15 protein-coding genes and 2 pseudogenes are annotated in these 19,735 nt (G+C 67.6%); 8 read left to right on the plus strand and 9 right to left on the minus strand.

The features are described 5' to 3' along the window. Nucleotides 1–190, minus strand: a pseudogene (locus tag A5709_RS29015) (DAPG hydrolase family protein); the annotation flags it as partial. On the opposite strand from A5709_RS29015, the pseudogene A5709_RS24945 reads away from it, so the two are divergent. Continuing rightward, nucleotides 182–790, plus strand: a pseudogene (locus tag A5709_RS24945) (DAPG hydrolase family protein); the annotation flags it as partial. The pseudogenes A5709_RS29015 and A5709_RS24945 overlap by 9 nt on opposite strands. 7 nt (nt 791–797) lie before the next feature. On the opposite strand, the gene A5709_RS24950 reads toward A5709_RS24945, so the two are convergent. Then, nucleotides 798–1,760, minus strand: coding sequence for a DMT family transporter (locus tag A5709_RS24950; RefSeq protein ID WP_082974370.1), 963 nt, complete (start codon nt 1,758–1,760; stop codon nt 798–800). Between the two features lie 62 nt (nt 1,761–1,822). Here A5709_RS24950 and A5709_RS24955 point away from each other — a divergent pair, with 62 nt between their 5' ends. Then, on the plus strand, nt 1,823–2,446 hold the full coding sequence (locus tag A5709_RS24955; RefSeq protein ID WP_067943748.1) for a CGNR zinc finger domain-containing protein: 624 nt from the start codon (nt 1,823–1,825) through the stop codon (nt 2,444–2,446). Here the strand turns inward: A5709_RS24955 and A5709_RS24960 are convergent. Further along, entirely contained in the window at nt 2,428–4,182 is a 1,755-nt protein-coding gene (locus A5709_RS24960) for a DUF4407 domain-containing protein (RefSeq protein WP_067943746.1), read from the minus strand. The genes A5709_RS24955 and A5709_RS24960 overlap by 19 nt on opposite strands. A gap of 193 nt (nt 4,183–4,375) precedes the next feature. On the opposite strand from A5709_RS24960, the gene A5709_RS24965 reads away from it, so the two are divergent. Both A5709_RS24965 and A5709_RS24970 read left to right on the plus strand, forming a co-directional pair. Continuing rightward, nucleotides 4,376–4,933, plus strand: a complete 558-nt coding sequence (locus A5709_RS24965) for a hypothetical protein (protein WP_067201090.1) — start codon at nt 4,376–4,378, stop codon at nt 4,931–4,933. A gap of 115 nt (nt 4,934–5,048) precedes the next feature. Further along, the gene (locus tag A5709_RS24970; protein WP_067943639.1) at nt 5,049–5,477 is read left to right on the plus strand and encodes an SRPBCC family protein; all 429 of its coding nucleotides are present in this window, start codon (nt 5,049–5,051) and stop codon (nt 5,475–5,477) included. Between the two features lie 17 nt (nt 5,478–5,494). Here the strand turns inward: A5709_RS24970 and A5709_RS24975 are convergent, their stop codons facing one another. The 5 genes from A5709_RS24975 to malQ all read right to left on the minus strand — a co-directional run bounded on the left by A5709_RS24975 (nt 5,495) and on the right by malQ (nt 11,479). Then, a complete protein-coding gene (locus A5709_RS24975; protein WP_068010077.1) occupies nt 5,495–5,776 on the minus strand; it encodes a hypothetical protein in 282 nt (93 codons plus the stop codon). A 109-nt stretch (nt 5,777–5,885) separates the two neighbouring features. Further along, nucleotides 5,886–7,628 (minus strand): molybdopterin-dependent oxidoreductase, encoded by a 1,743-nt coding sequence (locus A5709_RS24980; RefSeq protein ID WP_068010138.1) that lies wholly within the window; start codon nt 7,626–7,628, stop codon nt 5,886–5,888. A gap of 323 nt (nt 7,629–7,951) precedes the next feature. Continuing rightward, entirely contained in the window at nt 7,952–8,416 is a 465-nt protein-coding gene (locus A5709_RS24985; protein ID WP_068123308.1) for a nuclear transport factor 2 family protein, read from the minus strand. Nucleotides 8,417–8,421: 5 nt separating this feature from the next. Continuing rightward, the gene (locus A5709_RS24990) at nt 8,422–9,303 is read right to left on the minus strand and encodes an LLM class F420-dependent oxidoreductase (RefSeq protein WP_068123294.1); all 882 of its coding nucleotides are present in this window, start codon (nt 9,301–9,303) and stop codon (nt 8,422–8,424) included. Nucleotides 9,304–9,307: 4 nt separating this feature from the next. After that, nucleotides 9,308–11,479 carry a 4-alpha-glucanotransferase gene (gene malQ, locus A5709_RS24995; protein ID WP_068123297.1) on the minus strand — a complete coding sequence of 724 codons (2,172 nt, stop codon included), beginning with the start codon at nt 11,477–11,479 and terminating at the stop codon, nt 9,308–9,310. A gap of 402 nt (nt 11,480–11,881) precedes the next feature. Here malQ and eccB point away from each other — a divergent pair, with 402 nt between their 5' ends. Together eccB and eccCa are read left to right on the plus strand one after the other, a co-directional pair. Beyond that, entirely contained in the window at nt 11,882–13,399 is a 1,518-nt protein-coding gene (gene eccB, locus A5709_RS25000) for a type VII secretion protein EccB (RefSeq protein WP_067943634.1), read from the plus strand. Further along, nucleotides 13,396–17,565: a type VII secretion protein EccCa gene (gene eccCa / locus A5709_RS25005; RefSeq protein ID WP_067943633.1), complete on the plus strand. Its 4,170-nt coding sequence runs from the start codon at nt 13,396–13,398 to the stop codon at nt 17,563–17,565. The genes eccB and eccCa overlap by 4 nt, the downstream gene beginning before the upstream one ends. A gap of 32 nt (nt 17,566–17,597) precedes the next feature. Here eccCa and A5709_RS25010 read toward each other — a convergent pair whose 3' ends face one another. Further along, nucleotides 17,598–18,770, minus strand: coding sequence for a cytochrome P450 (locus A5709_RS25010; RefSeq protein WP_068123299.1), 1,173 nt, complete (start codon nt 18,768–18,770; stop codon nt 17,598–17,600). A gap of 224 nt (nt 18,771–18,994) precedes the next feature. Between A5709_RS25010 and A5709_RS25015 the strand changes: the two genes are divergently transcribed. Then, nucleotides 18,995–19,189, plus strand: a complete 195-nt coding sequence (locus tag A5709_RS25015; RefSeq protein ID WP_067943630.1) for a ferredoxin — start codon at nt 18,995–18,997, stop codon at nt 19,187–19,189. A 471-nt stretch (nt 19,190–19,660) separates the two neighbouring features. Then, nucleotides 19,661–19,735 (plus strand): PPE domain-containing protein (locus tag A5709_RS28260; RefSeq protein WP_156622491.1); only part of this gene is annotated, 75 nt, incomplete at its 3' end.

The raw sequence follows: 19,735 nt of genomic DNA on the forward strand, positions 1-19,735 counted from the left end.
ACCACCACGACCACATCTGCGGCGTGACGCCCGGCATGTCGGTGCGGACCGACACCTGGTAGCCACCGTCGTCGAGGACCCCATAACCGTTCTCGGTCCGCTGGTATCCGTCGTCGGCGACGCGCGCGGCCTCGTCGAACGACGACAGCGCCATGGCGCCTTGTGGGCCGTGTTCGAGTGCCTCGACGACGGTGGCTACCAGGTGTCGGTCCGCACCGACATGCCGGGCGTCACGCCGCAGATGTGGTCGTGGTGGTTCGGCTGGCACGGCTGCGACACCCGCCGTTACAAGCTGTGGCATCCCCGGGCCCATCTGCACGCCGCCTGGAAAGACGGCTCGGGCGTTGAAGACGACGGCCGCCGGGGCGCCGAACGCTACGTCGGCCGCTGGTCACTGATCAGCGAGTACATCGGCTCGACAATGCTCAACGGCGCAATCCAATTCGTCGATCCGGCGGCGATGGGCTGCCCGCTCGACGGCGCCGGTGCGGTGGCGATCTGCGCCCGCTTGGGATCCAGCGAGGCCCCGGTGGACGTCGGATGGTTCATTCACCACGTCCGGTCGACGCCGAACGGGGCCGAGATGCGGTCACGATTCTGGATGGGCGGACGGCACATCGAAGTGCGCAACGTCCCCGGTGTCGCATCACGCGCGGTGCGCCCGATCGCCTCGCGGGTGCTCGGTAACGCGGAAGCCGGCGCTCGCAATCTGATGGTCCACTGCGCCCAGGAGATGAATCACCTGGCGGCCTTCCTGCCGGAACTCTATGCCGCCTTCGGCGACGAATAGGCGGATCCTAGCGCTGGGCGCCCGACGGCGGACGCACTGCGCGAACCGCGGAACGATCGGGCGCATCCACGTCCTGTGATGCGTTGGCCGGCATGGCAATTTGTGTGCTTCCGAGATATCCCGCCAGCAGCACGAGTGCGCAACCGGCAAGCTGAAGGGGAGACGGGCGCTCGCCGAGCGCGACCGCGCCGAGCGCGACAGCGCCCACCGGGGTGAGCAACAGGAGGGCGGAGCTCACCGTGCTGGGTAGGCGGCCCGAGCAGAACGCGACAAGCAGCCAGCCGAACAATTGCCCGGTGATGGCAACCAGTGTCAACCACGCGAGGGCGCGCCAGCCCGGCCAGATGTCCAGACCATGCCACCACGGGCCGACGGCCACCGCCACGATCCCGGACGTCGCGAGCACGACGCCATAAGTCTGCATGGGCCTGCCGGCTTGCCCGCCGCGCCGCAGCAGGAACAGGAAACCGGAGTAGCAGACCGCTGCGCCCACAGCGTGCACCGTTCCGCGGGTCGGATCGGAGCCCGAAAGTCCTTGCTCGAGTACGCCACCGGCGAGCAGCACGCCAACCAGCAGGGCGGGCAGCGTCAGCAGGAATCGGCGCGAAATCCGCTCCCGATCGGCCAGCCAGCTGAGCACCGGGACAATAGCGACTTGGGCATTGACGATGACCGTGGACAAGCCGGCGCCGACTTCCGGGATGGCCTGCGTCCACAGCAACATGTCGCCGGCGAACAACACGCCACACACGATCGCCGACAGCAGCCCGCGCCGTGGCAAGCCACCGCGGTGTTGCCATTCGGGGATCGCAAGGATCACGACCACGGGCAACGCGATCAGACAGCGCGCGGCCGTGGCGGTGGCCGGCGTAGCGGCGGCCAGCTTGAGCAGCACCGCTGACGCCGACACGGACAAGGCGCCGATTGCCAACCCGGCCCGGTCCAGTGAGTGTGCGGGAATCCGGCTCATGGTCGGGCGGATACCCGTCGTGCTAATGGTTAAATCATTTTTTACCCATTAGCATGTTCCTGATGGCGCGGTCGGAAGCGGCCAATCTCGATCTGCGCGGAGGCCATCCCGCAGTCGATTTGGTCAACACGGTGGCATGGCGAGGTGACCCACAGCGCCGTGCGGACTATTTATCGGACTATCCGGACCTGGTGGCTTGGGCGCATCACGCAGGGGTGTTGTCGCTTCGCGAGGCGCGCACCCTCGCCGCGGACGTCGTCTTGGACCGCGTTGCCGCCACCGGAGCGCTGCATCGGACGAAGCTGCTCAGGGAGGCCCTGCACCGCATCTGGACGGGGTGCGCTTCGGCCGGAGATTCCGGGAAAGTCGCCGACGCCTACCGATCCGCGCTGCGGGCCAGCCGCCTGGTCGTCGGTCAGGATGCCGCGAACTGGGAGGAGTCCGCGCTGACGGCGCAAACCCCACTGCACCGGCTCGCGGTCGAAGCGGTGACCTTCCTGACCGAGGTCCCGGGCTCGCGCATCAAGCGATGTGGCGACGACCAGTGCGGATGGCTGTTCCTCGACACCAGCCACCGGCAGAACCGCCGCTGGTGCAGTACGGCCGACTGCGGCAACAGGGCCCGGGTCCGTCGGTACTACGAGCGCACCAGGGACGGCTCAGATCGTCAAGCCGGCGGGAGCTGACGCGGTCCGGAGGGCGAATCCAGTTCGGCCGGCCCCTCGCGCTGCGTCAATTCCGGGTCGGTGCCGCGCTCCGATGCGCCCAGCGACGGGCCGTGCCGCCCTCGGCTGCCCTGCCGGCTGGTCACCGGCGCGCGGTCAACACGTGACGAGTCGATGAATCCCGCCGTGCCGGACGGGGATTCGTTCGTGTCGGCGGGCCGGTTGCCGCCGCCGCCGGGGTCGGAGCTTTCGGAGTCGACCGTCACCCTGTGGGTGCGCCTGAACGCGAACGTGATCTCCTCGACCTCCTCGAACACCAGCCGCGCGGTGCGCAACGGTGCGGTCGTGGTGTCGATCACCCGGGCGACGAAAGGCGGCACCAGCGGGCGGATCCAGCGCGCCGCGGCCTTGGTGGCGTCCGGAATCGACGGAATCGACGGGGTGCCACGCTCTTGGTGCGGCTCCAACTCTCGTCCGACGGGCGCCGGCAGGTTCTCCACGCCGGCACTCTCAGCCGGGACGGGCGGGGCGAGGGCCGCGCGGGTGGCGGCCTCGGCTTCGGCGGCGATTGGCAGGTAGATGTCTTCGTCGGCCGGCTCGAAGGTGCGTTGTGACGGCGCCAGCACCGGGGAATCGAAGGCGTCCACGATGCGTCGGCGCTGCTGCTCGCGGTCGATCTCGGTCTGGGCCTCGATGGCAAGCCGGGCCTGGGTGAGCTGGTGCTCGGCCCACATGATTTCGGCCTCCCGGCGAACCTCGGCCCGCTTGATCGCGATCGCCGTGTCCGCCTCGAGTTCCGCGCGTTCCCGCTCCGCCCGCGCCGCCGCATGGCGATCGTGGCTGGTCTCGCCGCGCCACCGCCCCAGGATCAGCGGCAGCAGGTAGACCAGGACGCAGAACGCGATGGTCAGCAGCCGCAACGTCAGCGCCCCGAGGTCGGCGGAGGTCAGGTCGTTCATCGCGACCCAGCGCGCGCCCAGGCCACGATCGGCGCCCGCGATGACGCCGTGGCGTGCCTCGTCGAGCGCGCGCGCCTCGCGGGAGATCTCGGCGTCCAACCCCAGCGCCTGGCGATCCCGGGCCGCCAGCGCGTCGTCCAGTTCACGCTGGGCGTCCGCGAGGATCTCGTTCGCCGTGCGCGTTTCGGGTCCGGCGCCGGGCACACCGGTGATCCGGGTTTGCGGGCAGGTGGGGGTGGGATGGTATTCGCAGCGCGCGATGACCAGGGCCTGGTCCTGCTGCTGGTGAGCGCGGTCGACGGCCGTGTCGAGCGCGGTGCGTGCGTCCCGGCTTTGTTGCAGGGACGCCGTCGCCTGCGCGACCGCCGGCGTGGAGCCGGCGTTGTGCAGGGCGCGCTCGTCGAGACGGTGATCGATCGAGCCGGAGAGCAGGACGACTGCGGCCAATTCACCCACCGTGACCCCGAGGGCGGCCGCGACCAGCGCGCGTGCGGCGAGGCCGGCCCGACCGCGGCCCGTCCCGGTCGTGATGGCGCGGGTGACCGCGCCGACCAGCAGACCGAAGAGCAACGTCAGCGGCGCGACCGAATAGAGCGGCCAGCGAGCCGACTCGCTCACCGCCAGGGCCGCGACGAGCCACGCCAGCAGCCCTCCGAACAACACCACCGCGCCGGTGATGGCGTGCGTGGACCGCTCGTCGCGCTCACTCAGCTCCAGCCGATGACCGCCGCCAAGCCAGGTGAGTAGGCCCGCGGGCGAGAAGTCCGAGCGCCGCTCGGGAATTTTCTGGGCGCACATCAAAAACACCTCCCAAGTCATCAAGCCTCCCAGGCCACCACCCGCCGGATCGAATCGAAGCGCCCGGCCTGTGGCGTGCTTCACAGCGCACCCGGAGCACCGATGATCCCGGGAGAGTGCGACGAACGCGGATTTCTGCGACGCGAGCAGATCAGCGACGGTTCCGGCGGCCGACGTGAGACGGTATAAGCCTATGGAGACTCACGATTATGTCACCTACGAAGAGTTCGGACGCAGATTCTTCGAGGTCGCTGTCACCCCGGAGCGTGTCGCCGCCGCGTTTGCCGACATCGCCGGCAACGAGTTCGCCATGGAGCCCATCGCGCAGGGGCCCGGCGGGATCGCCAAGGTCAGCGCCAACGTCAAGATCCACGAACCCAAGGTCACCCGCCGCCTGGGCGACAGCATCACGTTCGTCATCCACATCCCCTTGTCGATCGATCTGCTGCTCGACCTTCGGCTCGACAAGCAGCGGTTCGTCGTGTCCGGGGACATCGCGTTGCGGGCCACGGCGCGCGCCGCCGAACCGCTACTGCTGATCGTCGATGTCGCGAAACCGCGGCCCTCCGATATCACCGTCAACGTGTCGTCGAAGTCCTTCCGCGGCGAGGTGCTGCGGATCCTCGCCGGCGTCGATGGCGAGATCCGCCGGTTCGTCGCGCAGTACGTCGCCGAGGAGATCGACGCGCCCCAGTCGCAGGCCGCGCAGATCATCGACGTGGCGAAGCAACTACAGGAAGCCTGGCCCTAAAGGCGCCGCTAACGCGTAAGCCCGGCCCCGCCGGGGTACTCAGTGCGCGTTGCGCGTTGGACGTCTGTGCTGCCGAGCCGACGCCAGCCGCAATCATGGGGAGGAGCGACAGGGCGTGGCACGAGTAGATGTTTCGGTGTCCTCGGAGGTCGACCCGGAGGCCGCCTGGAAGCTGGCGTCCGACCTGAGCCGGTTCGACGAGTGGATGACCATATTCGCCGGATGGCGCGGACCCGTCCCCGACAAGATCGAGGAGGGCACGTGCGTCTCGTCGTGCGTGAAGGTCAAGGGCTTCCGCAATGTCATCCATTGGACGGTCACCCGGTATGACGAGCCGAAATCGATTGAACTGCAAGGCCGCGGCCGCGGCGGGATCCGCCTCGGGGTGGCGATGACCGTCACGGACCGCGAGCCGGGAACCGATTTCCACCTCACCGCCGACCTCCGGGGCGGGTTGCTCAGCGGCCCGATCGGCGGGTTGGTCGCCCGGGTGCTGCGCTCCGATGTAGAGAAGTCGGTGAAAAACCTCGCCTCGTTGCAGTAGGCGTTGGACCGGCGGCGCTACCGCGCCGCGTGGCCGATAGGCCAGTCTCGTTCCGCCTGCCGAATCCGCCTGCGGTCCATGCCAAGCCACGCCAGCCCGGCCCCGAACGCGAGCATGGCGACGATCGCGGCGGCGACACCCGCGCCGGCGTCCCCGAGGGCGAAGGTGGCCACGCACATCACGAGCGCCAACACGGCGGCCCCGACGATCACCAGCCCGGGCGTGCGCGCCAAGTCATGCGGCGGCTCGGCGTTACCCGTGCGGAGTTCCCGATCATGGTCGACAGCGCTGTGGCGCATGGGTGTCTCTCCTCTGGTCACTTCCGTTCGGCTGCTTCCGTGGAGCTACCCGGATTGCCGTCGGGACAAACGACCTGAGGCGTCGGTGCCGAGGGTTCGACGCTACGCCCTACAGCGTCTGGTGCCGCCCAAAGTATTTGTGGTCCTCGCTGTAACCGCCGTAGCCGCTGCCGATGTCGCGGTAGTCGGCGACGAATTCGATGCCCTTGATCCACTTGACGAGTTTGAAGCCATGCTGCAGTTCGTTGCGCAGCCGCAGCGGCCTGCCATGCATGTAGGGGAGGGGCTGGTCGTTCATCTTGTACGCGAGCATCGTCATGTGGTGGTCCATCTGGCCGATGTGATGGGCGTTGTAATAGATGCCGCCCGTCGCGCCCAGGCCCATCGAATAGAACACCGCCCACTTGGCTTCGGGCAGCGGTTTGACGATGTCCATGATCGTCTTCATCTGCACGCCACCCCATTTGGCGACTCCCGACCAGGCTTGGATGCAGAAGTGCTGGCTGATCTGCTCGTGGTACGGCAGCGCCATCAAGTCCTCGAGCGAAAACTCCATCGGATGCTCGACCAGACCGTAGACCTTGAGCCGCCAGTCGCGGAAGTCGTTTGCTTCCAGCTCTTTGTACTCGACGGTCTCCGGCAGCCTGCCGTTGCGCCAGTGGTGCGGCGAGATGTCCTTCTCGGTGAAGGCGCCGGGCTTGGGGTCGAGCTGTTCCAGCATCCGCTGGAACGGGCCGACGAGCGCGTATCCGACCCGCTGAATCACCCGCGGATGGCGAATGGTGAAGGGCGTGGCCCAAACCCACGCGATCGCCGTGAACACCATGGCCGCGGCGAAGATTCCGAAGCCCACCCAGCTGTTGTCGTCGCGGGAAGCGAACATGTGGTTGAGGTTGCGCAGCGCGCTGGTCGTCAACACCATCGTGACGTGCACCAGGATGAAGAACAGGAAGTAGACCAGCACCACGAAATGCAGTGACCGCGCGTGCTGAATGCTCAGCCGCTTGCTGAGCCAGTGCACGCGCTGCGACAGCGCGGGCGACATGCCCAGCCCGGTGATCAACGCCGCGGGCGCGGCAATGAACACGGTGGTGAAGTAGGACAACAACTGCAGGCCGTTGTAGGCGACCCAGCCGTTGTCGGTCGGCCAGTCCAGCGACAGGTACTGGATGGCCACCGATGCGGCGTTGGGGAAGACGTCCCAACTGGTGGGGACGATGTGCCGCCACTGTCCCGTGGCGAAGAGCAAGACGTAGAAGACCGCACCGTTGACGAGCCACAACACGTCCACGCCCAGGTGCCACCACCGGGCCAGCCCGATGGAGTGCCGGAATCCCGGCAAGCCCAATTGCGGTGGCAGGGCGACGGTGTCGGCGTTGGCGGTCCACAACTCGTCGTCCGGTACGGGCGGGCCGACGCGCAGCCACTCGTCCTTACCCGGGGTGGCGTTGCGGCTGAAGTAGAGCCGGGGATGATCGCAGAGGATCTGGATCCCGGTCCTGATGATGAACATCATCATGAACAGGTTGAAGAAATGCGTCCACCCGATCCAGGCCGGCAGGCCGGGGGTGACATTGGCGCTGTCCGTCCCGGGGTGACGCTGAATGAACGACTGGACGGCCGGCATGTTGTGCAGGCCTTTGCCGACCGCCACCCCGGCGATCAGCAGGGCAAAGCCGATGGGGATCAGCCAGAGCAGGTTGAACCACCGGTCGCGGCCGATGCGCAGCTTCGGTGCGGTCGCCCGCCTGGTGAGATCGAAACCGCCGCCGTAGGTCTCGACATCGATGATGTCTTCGGCGGTGTGAATCTCGTTGCGGTAGTCCGGGGAGGAGTCCAGCGGCGTGCCCACTGCCAGTGCCGATACGTTGCCGTTCGGCGCTTCCCGTCCTCCGGTGGCTCCGGGGGTGTTGACGTTCAGGTTCCGATGTTCGGTGTTCGTCACGCGGCCGAAAATACACGGATCGACTTGTAAAAATTGGACCCGATCAGGAAGACGCGCGCGGCTCGCGGCCTCGTCCGGGCGCGGGGCCGCCGGCTCGCGCCCGGTGCGGGCAAAATCCACCGCGCTGCCGGAAGCAATAGCCGCACCTGCTTAACGAAGCGCCCGTTTGCGCCGCAGATTCGGTTCATGGGGGGTCGCTGTGAGTTTGCGCAAAGTCTTCTGGATGCTCGCTAATTCGCGTCGTGTGGCCGCACCCGGCGGACCGAACGGGTCTCAAGGGCGTTGATGGTCAACGCGCGGCGGCCGATCAGCCATCCGTCGGTCAGCTCGTATTCGTCGTCGTAGCGCAAATGCCAGACGACGGCGACGAATTCGTCGCCGCGTCGGTCCCAGTGGTGCGCGATGCACGCAATGCGCCCACTGGCCGTGCCAGGCCCGGTGGCCTCGTAGACCTCGCCGACGATGGCGTGCTCGGTACGGGCGACGGCCGCGACGGTAGCGACCGCGGCGGTGATGGCGCCTCGCCCACGATGCGAGTGGATCGGCTCCAGCGCCGTGGGCGGTTCCGGCACCACCAGCATGGCGGTGTCAGTGAAAAGTGTTGCGACGGAATCGAACCGACGCTCGTCTACGTACGCCGCGTATCTGTGCACCAAGTCGCTGAGTGCTGATCGGTCGTCGGCTGACAGGCTCATCGGGATCACGCGATCAGCGACAGTCGCTGCGCGCACGCCGAGAGCACGTCCCTGGCCTGCTCGATGTCGACCGTCGACGGCATCGACAGCACGAGCCGGTCGGCGCCCTGATCGACCAGACTGCCCGCCCGTTCGGCGTCAATCTTGTTGACCGCGTGGCCCAATGACACTTCCAGGGCCGCCGGATCACGGCCCGCCGCCGCCGCCTCGTCGCGCATGAGCGCGATCAATGACGCCAGCTGCGGACCCGCCACCCCGAGCGGCTGGAAGCCGTCCGCCAAGCGGCCGGCGCGGCGGGCCGCCGCCCGGCTGTGCCCGCCGATATGAACGGGAAGCCTCTCTCCGGCAATGGGTTTGGGATAACACATGACGTTGTCGAAGCTGAAGAACTCACCGTGGTGCGAAGCCCCCTGCGGTTCGTCGGCCCACAGTGTCCGTAAGACGGCCAACTGCTCGTCGGCGCGTCCGCCGCGGTTCTCGAAGTCCGCGCCGCACGCCTCCAGCTCCTCCCTGAGCCATCCAACGCCCACACACAGCCGCAGCCGTCCGCCCGACAACGCGTCCACGCTTGCGGCGCGCTTGGCGAGGACCACCGGATGGTGGTTGGGCAGCACCAGGACGCCGGTGGCCAGCCCGAGGGTGGTGGTGCGGCCGGCCAAAAACGCCAGCAGATCGAGCGGGTCGGGGATGGGGCAGTCGGCCGCCAGCCCCACGCGTCCCGAACTGTCATATGGGTAGACGCTGTCGTAGCGGGTGACCAGCACGGTGTGCTCGACCACAACGATCGATTCGAACCCACACTGCTCGAGGTGGCCGGCGAAGGCCGCCATCCATTCGGGATCCGCGGTGACGCCGTCGGCCACCGGCGCCACCACTGAAACCTTCATGGCCTCAGAAGCTAACAGGCGCGCTCTCGACCGCCGCCGGCGCGATCGCACCGCGCACGGCCTCGGCCAGGGTTGCCGCGCGGGCATCGGTGAACAGGTCCTCGAGCAGCACCGGGCGCCCGGCGGGGTCGGTCAGCGGAATCCGCCAGTTGGGGTATTCGTCGGTGGTGCCGGGCTGATTCTGGGTCCGGCGGTCACCCACCGCATCGGTCAGCGCGACGCCCACCAGCCGCGACGGCGTCCGGCCCAGGTAGCGATAAAGGGCGATGACGACTTTCTCCGCGTCGTCTTCCCCGTCTTCGAGCAACCCCACCCGGCGCAACTCGGCCATCCACGCCGCCAGCTCGGCCCGGTCGGTGGCGAGCTCGTCCTCGGCGGGGCGGGTCAGCAACCCGAGAGCTTCGCGCAGCCGCACGTGGTCGCCGGCCAGGTAGCCGGCGGTCGGCGGCAGATCGTGGGTGGTCACCGAGGACAGGCAGTACTCGCGCCAGCGCTCGGCCGGCAGCGGCCCGCCGTTTCCGTCCCGATCCAATTCGAACCACAGGATCGAGGTGCCGAGCAAGCCGCGCAACAGCAGGTAGTCGCGCACCCACGGTTCGACCGTGCCCAAATCCTCGCCCACGACCAGCGCGCCGGCGCGGTGTGCCTCCAGGGCGACGATGCCGATCATCGCTTCGTGGTCGTAACGCACGTACGTGCCCTCGGTGGGCGCGGCACCGTCCGGGATCCACCACAGGCGGAACAACCCGATGATGTGGTCGATGCGCACGCCGCCGGCGTGCCGCAGCACCGCCCTTATCAGTGCCCGAAACGGCCGGTACTCCTCGGCATCGAGCCGATCGGGCCGCCAGGGCGGTTGGGACCAGTTCTGGCCGAGTTGATTGAACTCGTCCGGCGGTGCGCCGGCGGTGACACCCAGCGCCAACACGTCCTGCAGGGCCCACGCGTCGGCGCCGTTGGGATGCACGCCGACGGCGAGGTCGTGCATCACGCCCAGCGCCATCCCGGCCCGGATCGCCTGCGACTGCGCCGAGGCGAGTTGCTCGTCGAGTTGCCACTGCAGCCAGCGATGGAAATCGACTGCCTCCGCATGCTTCTCGACGAATCGGTCGACGCCGGGCGCGCGGGGATGCTGTAGCGACTTCGGCCACGAATGCCAATCGTCGCCGTACTTCTCGGCCAGGGCGCACCAGGTGGCGAAGTCGTCCAGCGCGCTGCCCTCGCGGGCGCGGAAGGCTTCGTAGGACAACTCGCGGCCCGCGGACCGCGGCACTCGGTGCAAGAGCTGGAGCGCCGCGCACTTCGCGGCCCAAGCGCTGTCGCGATCGATGGCGTCGAGCCGAGCGGCTCGCTGTTGCACGTCGAATCGCAGCCGCCGCACCCGGCTGCGCTTGGGCAGCTCGGCGAACTCGGGAATCGCCTCGACGTGAAGGTAAATGGGGTTGACGAAGCGCCGCGATGTCGGCAGGTAGGGCGAGGGCTCCATATGGCCCGTCGGTCCGCAAAACTGCGCCGCGTGCAGCGGATTGACCAACAAGTAGTCGGCGCCGTGCCGCGACGCCGACCAGACGGCTAGGTCGGCCAGGTCCGTCAGGTCGCCGACCCCCCACGATTGTCTGGAGCGCACGCTGTAGAGCTGGGCGGCCAGGCCCCAGCCCCGCCGGGCGCCGAGCCGCTCCGGCAGCCCGAGCCAATCCGGCGTCACGATCACGGCGCTGCTGGTCTCAGTGCCACCGGAACGCAGGTGCACCCGGTGATAACCGAGGGGCAGATCGGCCGGCAGCATGAAGCTGGCCTCGCCGACCCAGCGCCCGTCCAAATCGAACGGCGGGGTGAAGTTGTCCACCTGTTGGATCCCGCCGCGTACCGCGCCGTCCTCGAGCTGCAACCAGACCTCCGCGGGATCGCCGTGGGTCACGTGCACCCAGAACCGCGTCGGCTCACCCGTGCGGCCGACGATGGTCGCCGGCAATCGCCGCGCCCAATACGACCGGAGCTTCGCGGTCAGCGCGATGTTGCGCTCCTGCTCCGTGCCGGCCGCCACGCCGAGCGCGGCCAACACCGCCACCAGCGTGGTTGCCGAGACCGGCACCCGCCGCCCGGTCCAGTCGTCGTACTCGGTCGCGATGCCGTACCTCCTGGCAAGTTCGACCAGCGACGGCGCGAGCTCACTCATACCGCTCATCTTGCTGCCAGAATTCAACGGCCGACCAATCGGGGAGAGGCGGCGCGCGCCGTCGCCCGTTTCGTCGCTCTTCCGTTCGCTGAGCGCACCCGCTCGACAGGACGAGCCGGCCTTTCGCCATTACGATGCCCTGAGGAGACGTGAGTGTCCGGGCGGGATCGGCGGGGGAACCTGAAAGTGCCAGTTCAACGGCGCTTGGGGCGTTGCCTGCGTCGGCCCACGCGGCGAGGCGAGGGCGTCCGCATAGATGTACGCAAAGTGATGTAGATGTGAACGCACGTCGTCGCGTGGCGAGGTCGCTACGGGTGACTTACCGTTGTCGATGTAATTCGCGCTGCGGATATGTTCAGGGACAATATCCAGGCGTTCTAGCAGACCGGATGGTGAATAAACGTGGCGGAAGAGAGTCGCGGGCAACGCGGGTCGGGGTATGGCCTCGGGTTGTCGACGCGGACCCAGGTGACCGGCTACCAGTTCCTCGCTCGCCGCACCGCAATGGCGCTCACCCGGTGGCGCGTCCGCATGGAGGTCGAGCCGGGACGGCGCCAGACCCTGGCCGTCGTGGCGTCGGTGTCGGCGGCCCTGGTGATCTGCCTGGGCGCGCTGCTCTACTCGTTCCTCAGCCCGGCGGGCCAGGTCGGTGACTCGCCGATCATCGCCGACCGTGACTCCGGCGCGCTGTACGTCCGCGTCGGCGACAAGCTGTACCCGGCGCTGAACCTGGCGTCGGCGCGGCTGATCACCGGGCGCCCCGACAACCCGCACCTGGTCAAGTCCAACCAGATCGCCACGCTGCCGCGCGGCCCGCTGGTGGGCATCCCGGGCGCGCCGTCGAACTTCCATCCCTCGAGCCCGTCCACGTCGTCGTGGCTGGTATGCGACACCGTCGGGACCTCGACCGGGGTGAGCGCGCCGTCCGGGGTGACGGTGACCGTCATCGACGGAAATCCCGACCTCAGCAACCACCGGCACGTGCTGACCGGGTCGGACGCCGTGGTGCTGAGCTACGGCGGGGACGCGTGGGTGATCCGCGAGGGGCGCCGGTCGCGCATCGACGCGACGAACCGTTCGGTGCTGCTGCCACTGGGCCTGACGCCCGAGCAGGTGGGCCAGGCGAAGCCCATGAGCCGCGCCCTGTTCGACGCGTTGCCGGTGGGCCCCGAGTTGACCGTGCCGCAGGTGCAGAACGCGGGCTCCGGCGCGTCGTTCCCGAATGCGCCCGGCCCGATCGGCACCGTGATCGTCACGCCGCAAATCAGTGGGCCGCAACAGTATTCGCTGGTGCTGGCTGACGGAGTGCAGACCCTGCCCCCGTTGGTGGCGCAGATCCTGCAGAACGCCGGGCCCGGCAACACCAAGCCGGTGACCGTCGAACCGTCGGCCCTGGCCAAAATGCCCGTGGTCAACAAGCTCGACCTGTCCTCCTACCCGGACGCCCCGCTCAACGTGGCGGACATCCGCGAGAACCCCTCGACCTGCTGGTGGTGGCAGAAGACGTCCGGGGAGAACCGGGCCCGCATCCAGGTTGTGTCCGGCGCGACCATTCCGGTCGCGGCCAAGGACGAGAACAGGGTGGTGTCGCTGGTCAAGGCGGACACCACCGGCCGCGAGGCCGACCAGGTCTTCTTCGGTCCCGACTATGGGAACTTCGTGGCCGTCACCGGCAACGACCCCGGGGCCAAGACGACGGAGTCGCTGTGGTGGCTGAGTGACGCGGGCGCCCGGTTCGGGGTCGACGACACCCGGGACGTGCGCGAGGCGTTGGGCCTGAAGACGAAACCGAGCATGGCGCCGTGGGTGGCGCTGCGGTTGCTCCCGCAAGGCCCGACCCTGTCGCGCGCGGACGCGCTCGTGGAGCACGACACCCTACCGATGGATATGTCCCCAGGAGAATTGGCGGTACCTAAGTGAAACGCGGGTTTGCTCGGCCGACACCGGAGAAGCCTCCGGTCATCAAGCCGGAGAACATCGTCCTCCCGACGCCCCTGAGCATTCCGCCGCCGGAGGGCAAGCCCTGGTGGCTGGTGGTGGTCGGCGTCCTGGTCGTCGGCCTGCTGATCGGCATGGTCGGCATGACCTTCGCCAGCGGATCGCACGTGTTCGGCGGCGCCGGCGCCATCTTCCCGATCTTCATGATCGGTGGCGTCGCGATGATGATGTTCGGCGGCCGGTTCGGCGGTCAGCAGCAGATGAGCCGGCCGAAGCTGGACGCGATGCGCGCCCAGTTCATGCTGATGCTGGACATGCTGCGCGAGACCGCCCACGAGTCGGCCGACAGCATGGACGCCAACTACCGGTGGTTCCACCCGGCGCCCACCACGCTGTCCGCCGCGGTGGGGTCGTCGCGGATGTGGGAACGCAAGCCCGACGGCAAGGACCTCAACTTCGGTGTGGTGCGAGTGGGCGTCGGCATGACGCGCCCCGAGGTGACCTGGGGTGAGCCCCAGAACATGCCGACCGACATCGAGCTGGAGCCGGTGACGGGTAAGGCGCTGCAGGAATTCGGGCGCTACCAAAGCGTCGTCTACAACCTGCCCAAGATGATCTCGCTGCTCGTCGAACCCTGGTACTCGCTCGACGGGGAGCGGGAGCAGGTCCTGGGACTGATGCGGGCGATCATCTGCCAGCTGGCGTTCTCGCACGGCCCGGACCACGTGCAGATGGTCGTCGTCACCTCGGATCTGGACGAGTGGGACTGGGTGAAGTGGCTTCCGCACTTCGGCGACCCGCGACGTCAGGACGCGGCGGGGAACGCGCGGATGGTCTACAGCTCGGTGCGCGAGTTCGCCGCCGAGCAGGCCGAATTGTTCGCCGGCCGTGGCTCTTTCACGCCGCGGCACGCGAGTTCGTCGGCGCAGACTCCGACGCCCCACACGGTGATCGTCGCCGATGTCGTCGACCCCCAGTGGGAGTACGTGATCAGCTCCGAGGGCGTCGACGGGGTGACGTTCTTCGACCTGACCGGCGCCTCGATGTGGACGGCGGTCCCCGAGCGCACCTTGCGGTTCGACGAGAAGGGCGTGATCGAGGCGCTGCCCCGCGACCGCGACACCTGGATGGTGATCGACGAGAAGCCGTGGTTCTTCGCGCTCACGGACCACATCAGCATCGCGGAGGCCGAGGAATTCGCTCAGGCGCTGGCCCGCTGGCGGCTCGCCGAGGCGTACGAAGAGATCGGTCAGCGGGTCGCCCACATCGGTGCCCGAGACATCATGGCCTACTACGGAATCGACGATCCGGGCCGCATCGACTTCGAGTCGTTGTGGGGCAGCCGCAACGACTCGATGGGCCGGTCGCGGTTGCGGGCACCGTTCGGTGTTCGTTCCGACAACGGCGAGCTGCTGTTCTTGGATATGAAGTCCCTCGACGAGGGCGGTGACGGCCCGCACGGCGTCATGTCCGGTACGACCGGTTCGGGTAAATCGACCCTGGTGCGAACCGTGATCGAGTCGCTGATGCTCAGCCACCCGCCGGAAGAGCTGCAGTTCGTGCTGGCCGACCTCAAGGGTGGATCGGCGGTCAAGCCGTTCGCCGGGGTGCCGCACGTGTCGCGGATCATCACCGACCTGGAAGAGGACCAGGCGCTGATGGAGCGCTTCCTCGACGCCCTCTGGGGCGAGATCGCCCGGCGCAAGGCGATCTGCGACAGCGCCGGTGTCGACGACGCCAAGGAGTACAACTCCGTCCGCCTCAGGATGCGGGCACGCGGCCAGGACATGGCGCCGCTGCCGATGCTGGTGGTGGTCATCGACGAGTTCTACGAATGGTTCCGCATCATGCCGACCGCGGTCGACGTGCTCGACTCGATCGGCCGGCAGGGCCGCGCCTACTGGATCCACCTGATGATGGCGTCGCAGACCATCGAGAGCCGTGCTGAAAAGCTCATGGAGAACATGGGTTACCGGCTGGTGCTGAAGGCGCGCACCGCCGGTGCGGCGCAGGCCGCCGGTGTGCCGAACGCCGTGAACCTGCCCGCGCAGGCGGGCCTGGGCTACTTCCGGCGCAGCCTGGAGGACATCGTCCGGTTCCAGGCCGAGTTCCTGTGGCGGGACTACTTCCCCCGCGGGCTCACCGATGACGGCGAGGAAGCACCCGCGTTGGTGCACAGCATCGATTACGTTCGCCCGCAACTGTTTACCAACTCGTTCACCCCGCTCGAGGTGAGCGTTGGCGGACCGGAGCTCACGCCGGCCGCCATCACGAATGGCGAGACGCTGGAGGCCGACGGCCTGCCGCGCGAAGACGACGACGTCGAGGGCATCCGGGTTCCGAAGGTCGGCACGGTCATCATCGATCAGCTGCGCAAGATCGACTTCGAGCCGTACCGGTTGTGGCAACCGCCGCTCAACCAGCCGATCCCGATCGACGAATTGGTCAACCGGTTCCTCGGCCACCCGTGGCAGGAGGATTACGGCACGGCGCGCGACCTGGTCTTCCCGATCGGGATCATCGACCGTCCGTTCAAGCACGACCAGCCGCCGTGGACGGTCGACACCTCGGGTCCGGGCGCCAACGTGCTGATCCTGGGCGCCGGCGGTTCGGGTAAGACCACGGCCCTGCAGACCCTGATCTGCTCGGCCGCGCTGACCCACACCCCCGAGCAGGTCCAGTTCTACTGCCTGGCCTACAGCAGCACCGCGCTGACCACCGTCGCCCGGCTGCCGCACGTGGGTGAGGTGGCCGGTCCGACGGACCCGTACGGTGTGCGCCGCACGGTGGCCGAGCTGCTGGCGCTGGTGCGTCAGCGCAAGAGCACCTTCCTCGAGTACGGGATCGCCTCAATGGAGGTCTTCCGGCGCCGCAAGTTCGGCGGCGAGCCCGGCCCCGTCCCCAACGACGGGTTCGGCGACGTCTACCTGGTGGTCGACAACTACCGGGCGCTGGCCGAAGAGAACGAGGTGCTGATCGAGCAGGTGAACCTGATCATCAACCAGGGCCCGTCGTTCGGTGTGCACGTGATCGTCACCGCCGACCGCGAATCCGAGCTGCGGCCCCCGGTGCGCAGCGGCTTCGGCTCCCGGGTCGAATTGCGGCTGGCGGCCGTGGAAGACGCCAAGCTGGTGCGGTCCCGGTTCGCCAAGGACGTTCCGGTCAAGCCGGGTCGCGGCATGGTCGCGGTCAACTACGTCCGGCTGGACTCCGACCCGCAGGCCGGTCTGCACACCTTGGTGGCCCGGCCCGCGCTCGCCACCACGCCCGACTACGTCTTCGAGTCCGACAGCGTCATCGACGCGGTCAGCCGTCTCACCAGCGGCCAGGCCCCGCCGGTGCGCCGGCTCCCCGCCCGGTTCGACGTGGAGCAGTTGCGGGAACTGGCGGCGCGGGACACCCGGCAGGGTGTCGGCGCGGGCGGAATCGCCTGGGCCATCTCCGAATTGGATTTGTCGCCGGTGTACCTCAACTTCGCCGAGAATGCGCACCTGATGGTGACGGGTCGACGCGAATGTGGGCGTACCACCACGCTGGCCACCATCATGAGCGAAATCGGCCGGCTGTACGCACCGGGAGCCAGCAGCGCACCACCGCCACCGGCCGGCCAGCCGTCGGCACAGGTGTGGCTGGTCGACCCACGCCGTCAGCTGCTGACCACCCTGGGTTCGGACTACGTCGAGAAGTTCGCGTACAACCTCGACGGCGTCCAGGCGATGATGGGCGAGCTGGCCGCCGTCCTGGCCGGACGCGAGCCGCCGCCCGGCCTGTCCGCGGAGGAGTTGTTGTCGCGGTCGTGGTGGAGCGGCCCGGAGATCTTCCTGATCGTCGACGACATCCAGCAGCTGCCGGCCGGATTCGATTCGCCGCTGCACAAGGCCGCGCCGTGGGTGACCCGGGCCGCCGACGTCGGGCTGCACGTCCTGGTGACCCGCACCTTCGGTGGCTGGTCTTCGGCGGGCAGCGATCCGATGTTGCGGGCCCTGGCCCAGGCGAACGCGCCGTTGCTGGTGATGGACGCCGACCCGGACGAGGGATTCATCCGCGGAAAGATGAAGGGTGGCCCGCTGCCCCGTGGTCGAGGCCTACTGATGGCCGAGGACACCGGCGTGTTCGTACAGGTGGCCGCGACGGAGTTGCGCAAGTAAGACGGAACGCCGCTGCGTTGGGGCTGGCTGGATCAGCCCCAGCGCAGCGGTAATTCTTTGAGCGCGAAGCTTTTTGACGGGTAATTGATCGCCGGAACATAGTCCGCGGGAACGTCGAAGTCGGGAATCTGCCTGAGCCATTCCCCGACGATCACCGTCAGTTCGATCCTGGCCAGGTGGGACCCCAGGCAGCGGTGCGGCCCGCCCCCAAACCCCCAGTGCCGGTGCACCTTTCCGTCCATCACCAATTCGTTGACCGACGTCGCATCGCTGTCGTCTCGGTTGACCGCGGCCATGCACAACCGCACCGACGTCCCAGGGGGCAACGTCATCCCGCCGATGTTGACGAATTCGGTGGTGATCCGGGGCGCCACCGGCGCCGAAGGTTCCAGCCGGACGATCTCTTCGATGAAAACCCGGATCTGCCTTGGGTTGTCGCGCAGCAACTCGCGCAGCCGTGGTCGGCGCGCCAGCTCGAACAGGCAGAATCCGATCGCCGCCGTCACCGTGTCCAGGCCGGCCAGCACCAGCAGGTGGCTCATGCCCAGCAGTTCCAGATCGCTGAAATCGCCGTCACTGTTCATGATTTGCGACAGCATGTCGGTTCCCGGGTTCTGCCGGCGTTGCTGGATCGCATCGGCCAGATACGTCAGCAGCAGCTCACTCTTCTGGATGTCATCCTGGGTGATGTAGGGCTTGTCGTTGACGACGGCGTCCTTCCAATCGATCAGCCGATCGCGATCTTCCAGCGGCAGGCCGTAAAGGTCCATGAAGACCTGAAACGGGTACAGGTGTGCGAAGTCGGCCATCACTTCGCACTTGCCCTGCGCGGCAAGCGCAGCGATCATTTCGGCGGCATGGCGCTCCAGCACCGGGCGGGACTTACTCAGACCGAGCGGGCTGAAGAACGGCTGCAGCACCTTCCGATAACGCGTGTGCTGCGGCGGGTCAAACGCCAGCGGCAGCACCGGTAATCGGTGCCCGGGGGGCTGCAGGATCGTCGACGAGAACACCTTGGGATTGCGTAGCGCGGCCAGCACGTCTTCGCGGCGCGTGATGTAGTAGTGGCCGTTCATGAACACCACGGGCCCGGCGTCCCGCAGCGTTTTCCACCCGACGCCCCGGTCCAGGGCCATGGGCAACTTCTCGAAATCGAGCCGTGGCAGGTGGAACGTGGCTTGCTGGCCTTCGCCAGGAGTGCTCATGGGCTCTCCGCATGTCTGTCTGATCTCGGCAACCGAAGCGGCGGGGACGTCGTCGGCACCGATTTTCGCTGAACCCCAATATCGCATGTGTCGCAAAGGGACACGAATCCGACCGCTGGCCGGTTTACGGCGGCCGGTCACGCTCCGCGAGGATCTTCTACACTCGAGCGAGCGGCTGATCTCCGTCTCGATTACTCAGCCGAGCCGGGTAGGGAGGAAACCTGATGAGGGTTCGTCTCGAACAATCCAAATGCGTTGGCCACGCCCAGTGCTACGCCGTTGATCCGAAGCTGTTCCCGATCGACGACTCGGGCTATTCGATCCTCGAAGAGCACGAGGTGCGGCCCGAGGACGAGCAGCTGACTCGTGACGGTGTGGCTTCCTGCCCGGAAATGGCATTGGTTCTCGAAGAGGACTGACATCCGACCCGCGTTGAAAGCAAACCGCGGATGAACAATCAGTTCGTCGAAATGAACGGCAGTCGACTGGGAGTGAACAGTGGCTGGCCTGGAATGAACAGTTGGCGTCGCGTATCGGCGTGCCCACGATAACGAACTAATCTCATGGACGAGCGACAGTTCGGGAAGACCGTGAACTGTCGCTCGGTTGCTGACAGCAGGGGATCAATCGAGGCTAAAGGTGCACGTTGTTCCTGACCCGGGTGTCCGAGAAGCGTGGTACGAGACCACATTTGGACGCCGGACAAGGGATCGGCGGAATGCGCCGGCCAGCCCGCCGACTGGGGTGGCAGACCGTGAGGTCTGAGTCGGTGATTCCGGGCGGTCAGCGACCTACGGGTGGCAATTGCTTACGAAGCCGTGACCACGGCCACCACTGATCCGATGCGACTGCCGCGACCGCCAGCGATCGCGGCCAACTGAGGAGAACAGGTGTTTGACTTCGGGGCGTTACCGCCGGAGGTTAATTCCGGTCGGATGTATGCGGGTCCGGGTTCGGGGCCGTTG

This window comes from Mycobacterium sp. E1386, from assembly GCF_001672745.1.
Taxonomy (GTDB): domain Bacteria; phylum Actinomycetota; class Actinomycetes; order Mycobacteriales; family Mycobacteriaceae; genus Mycobacterium.

Bases quoted from the DNA above. Each gene is read 5' to 3' on its own strand.
- A5709_RS24950 (WP_082974370.1), bottom strand. From the start codon at position 1,760: ATGAGCCGGATTCCCGCACACTCACTGGACCGGGCCGGGTTGGCAATC.
- A5709_RS24955 (WP_067943748.1), top strand. From the start codon at position 1,823: ATGGCGCGGTCGGAAGCGGCCAATCTCGATCTGCGCGGAGGCCATCCC.
- A5709_RS24960 (WP_067943746.1), bottom strand. From the start codon at position 4,182: ATGTGCGCCCAGAAAATTCCCGAGCGGCGCTCGGACTTCTCGCCCGCG.
- A5709_RS24965 (WP_067201090.1), top strand. From the start codon at position 4,376: ATGGAGACTCACGATTATGTCACCTACGAAGAGTTCGGACGCAGATTC.
- A5709_RS24975 (WP_068010077.1), bottom strand. From the start codon at position 5,776: ATGCGCCACAGCGCTGTCGACCATGATCGGGAACTCCGCACGGGTAAC.
- A5709_RS24985 (WP_068123308.1), bottom strand. From the start codon at position 8,416: ATGAGCCTGTCAGCCGACGACCGATCAGCACTCAGCGACTTGGTGCAC.
- A5709_RS24990 (WP_068123294.1), bottom strand. From the start codon at position 9,303: ATGAAGGTTTCAGTGGTGGCGCCGGTGGCCGACGGCGTCACCGCGGAT.
- malQ (WP_068123297.1), bottom strand. From the start codon at position 11,479: ATGAGTGAGCTCGCGCCGTCGCTGGTCGAACTTGCCAGGAGGTACGGC.
- A5709_RS25010 (WP_068123299.1), bottom strand. From the start codon at position 18,770: ATGAGCACTCCTGGCGAAGGCCAGCAAGCCACGTTCCACCTGCCACGG.
- A5709_RS25015 (WP_067943630.1), top strand. From the start codon at position 18,995: ATGAGGGTTCGTCTCGAACAATCCAAATGCGTTGGCCACGCCCAGTGC.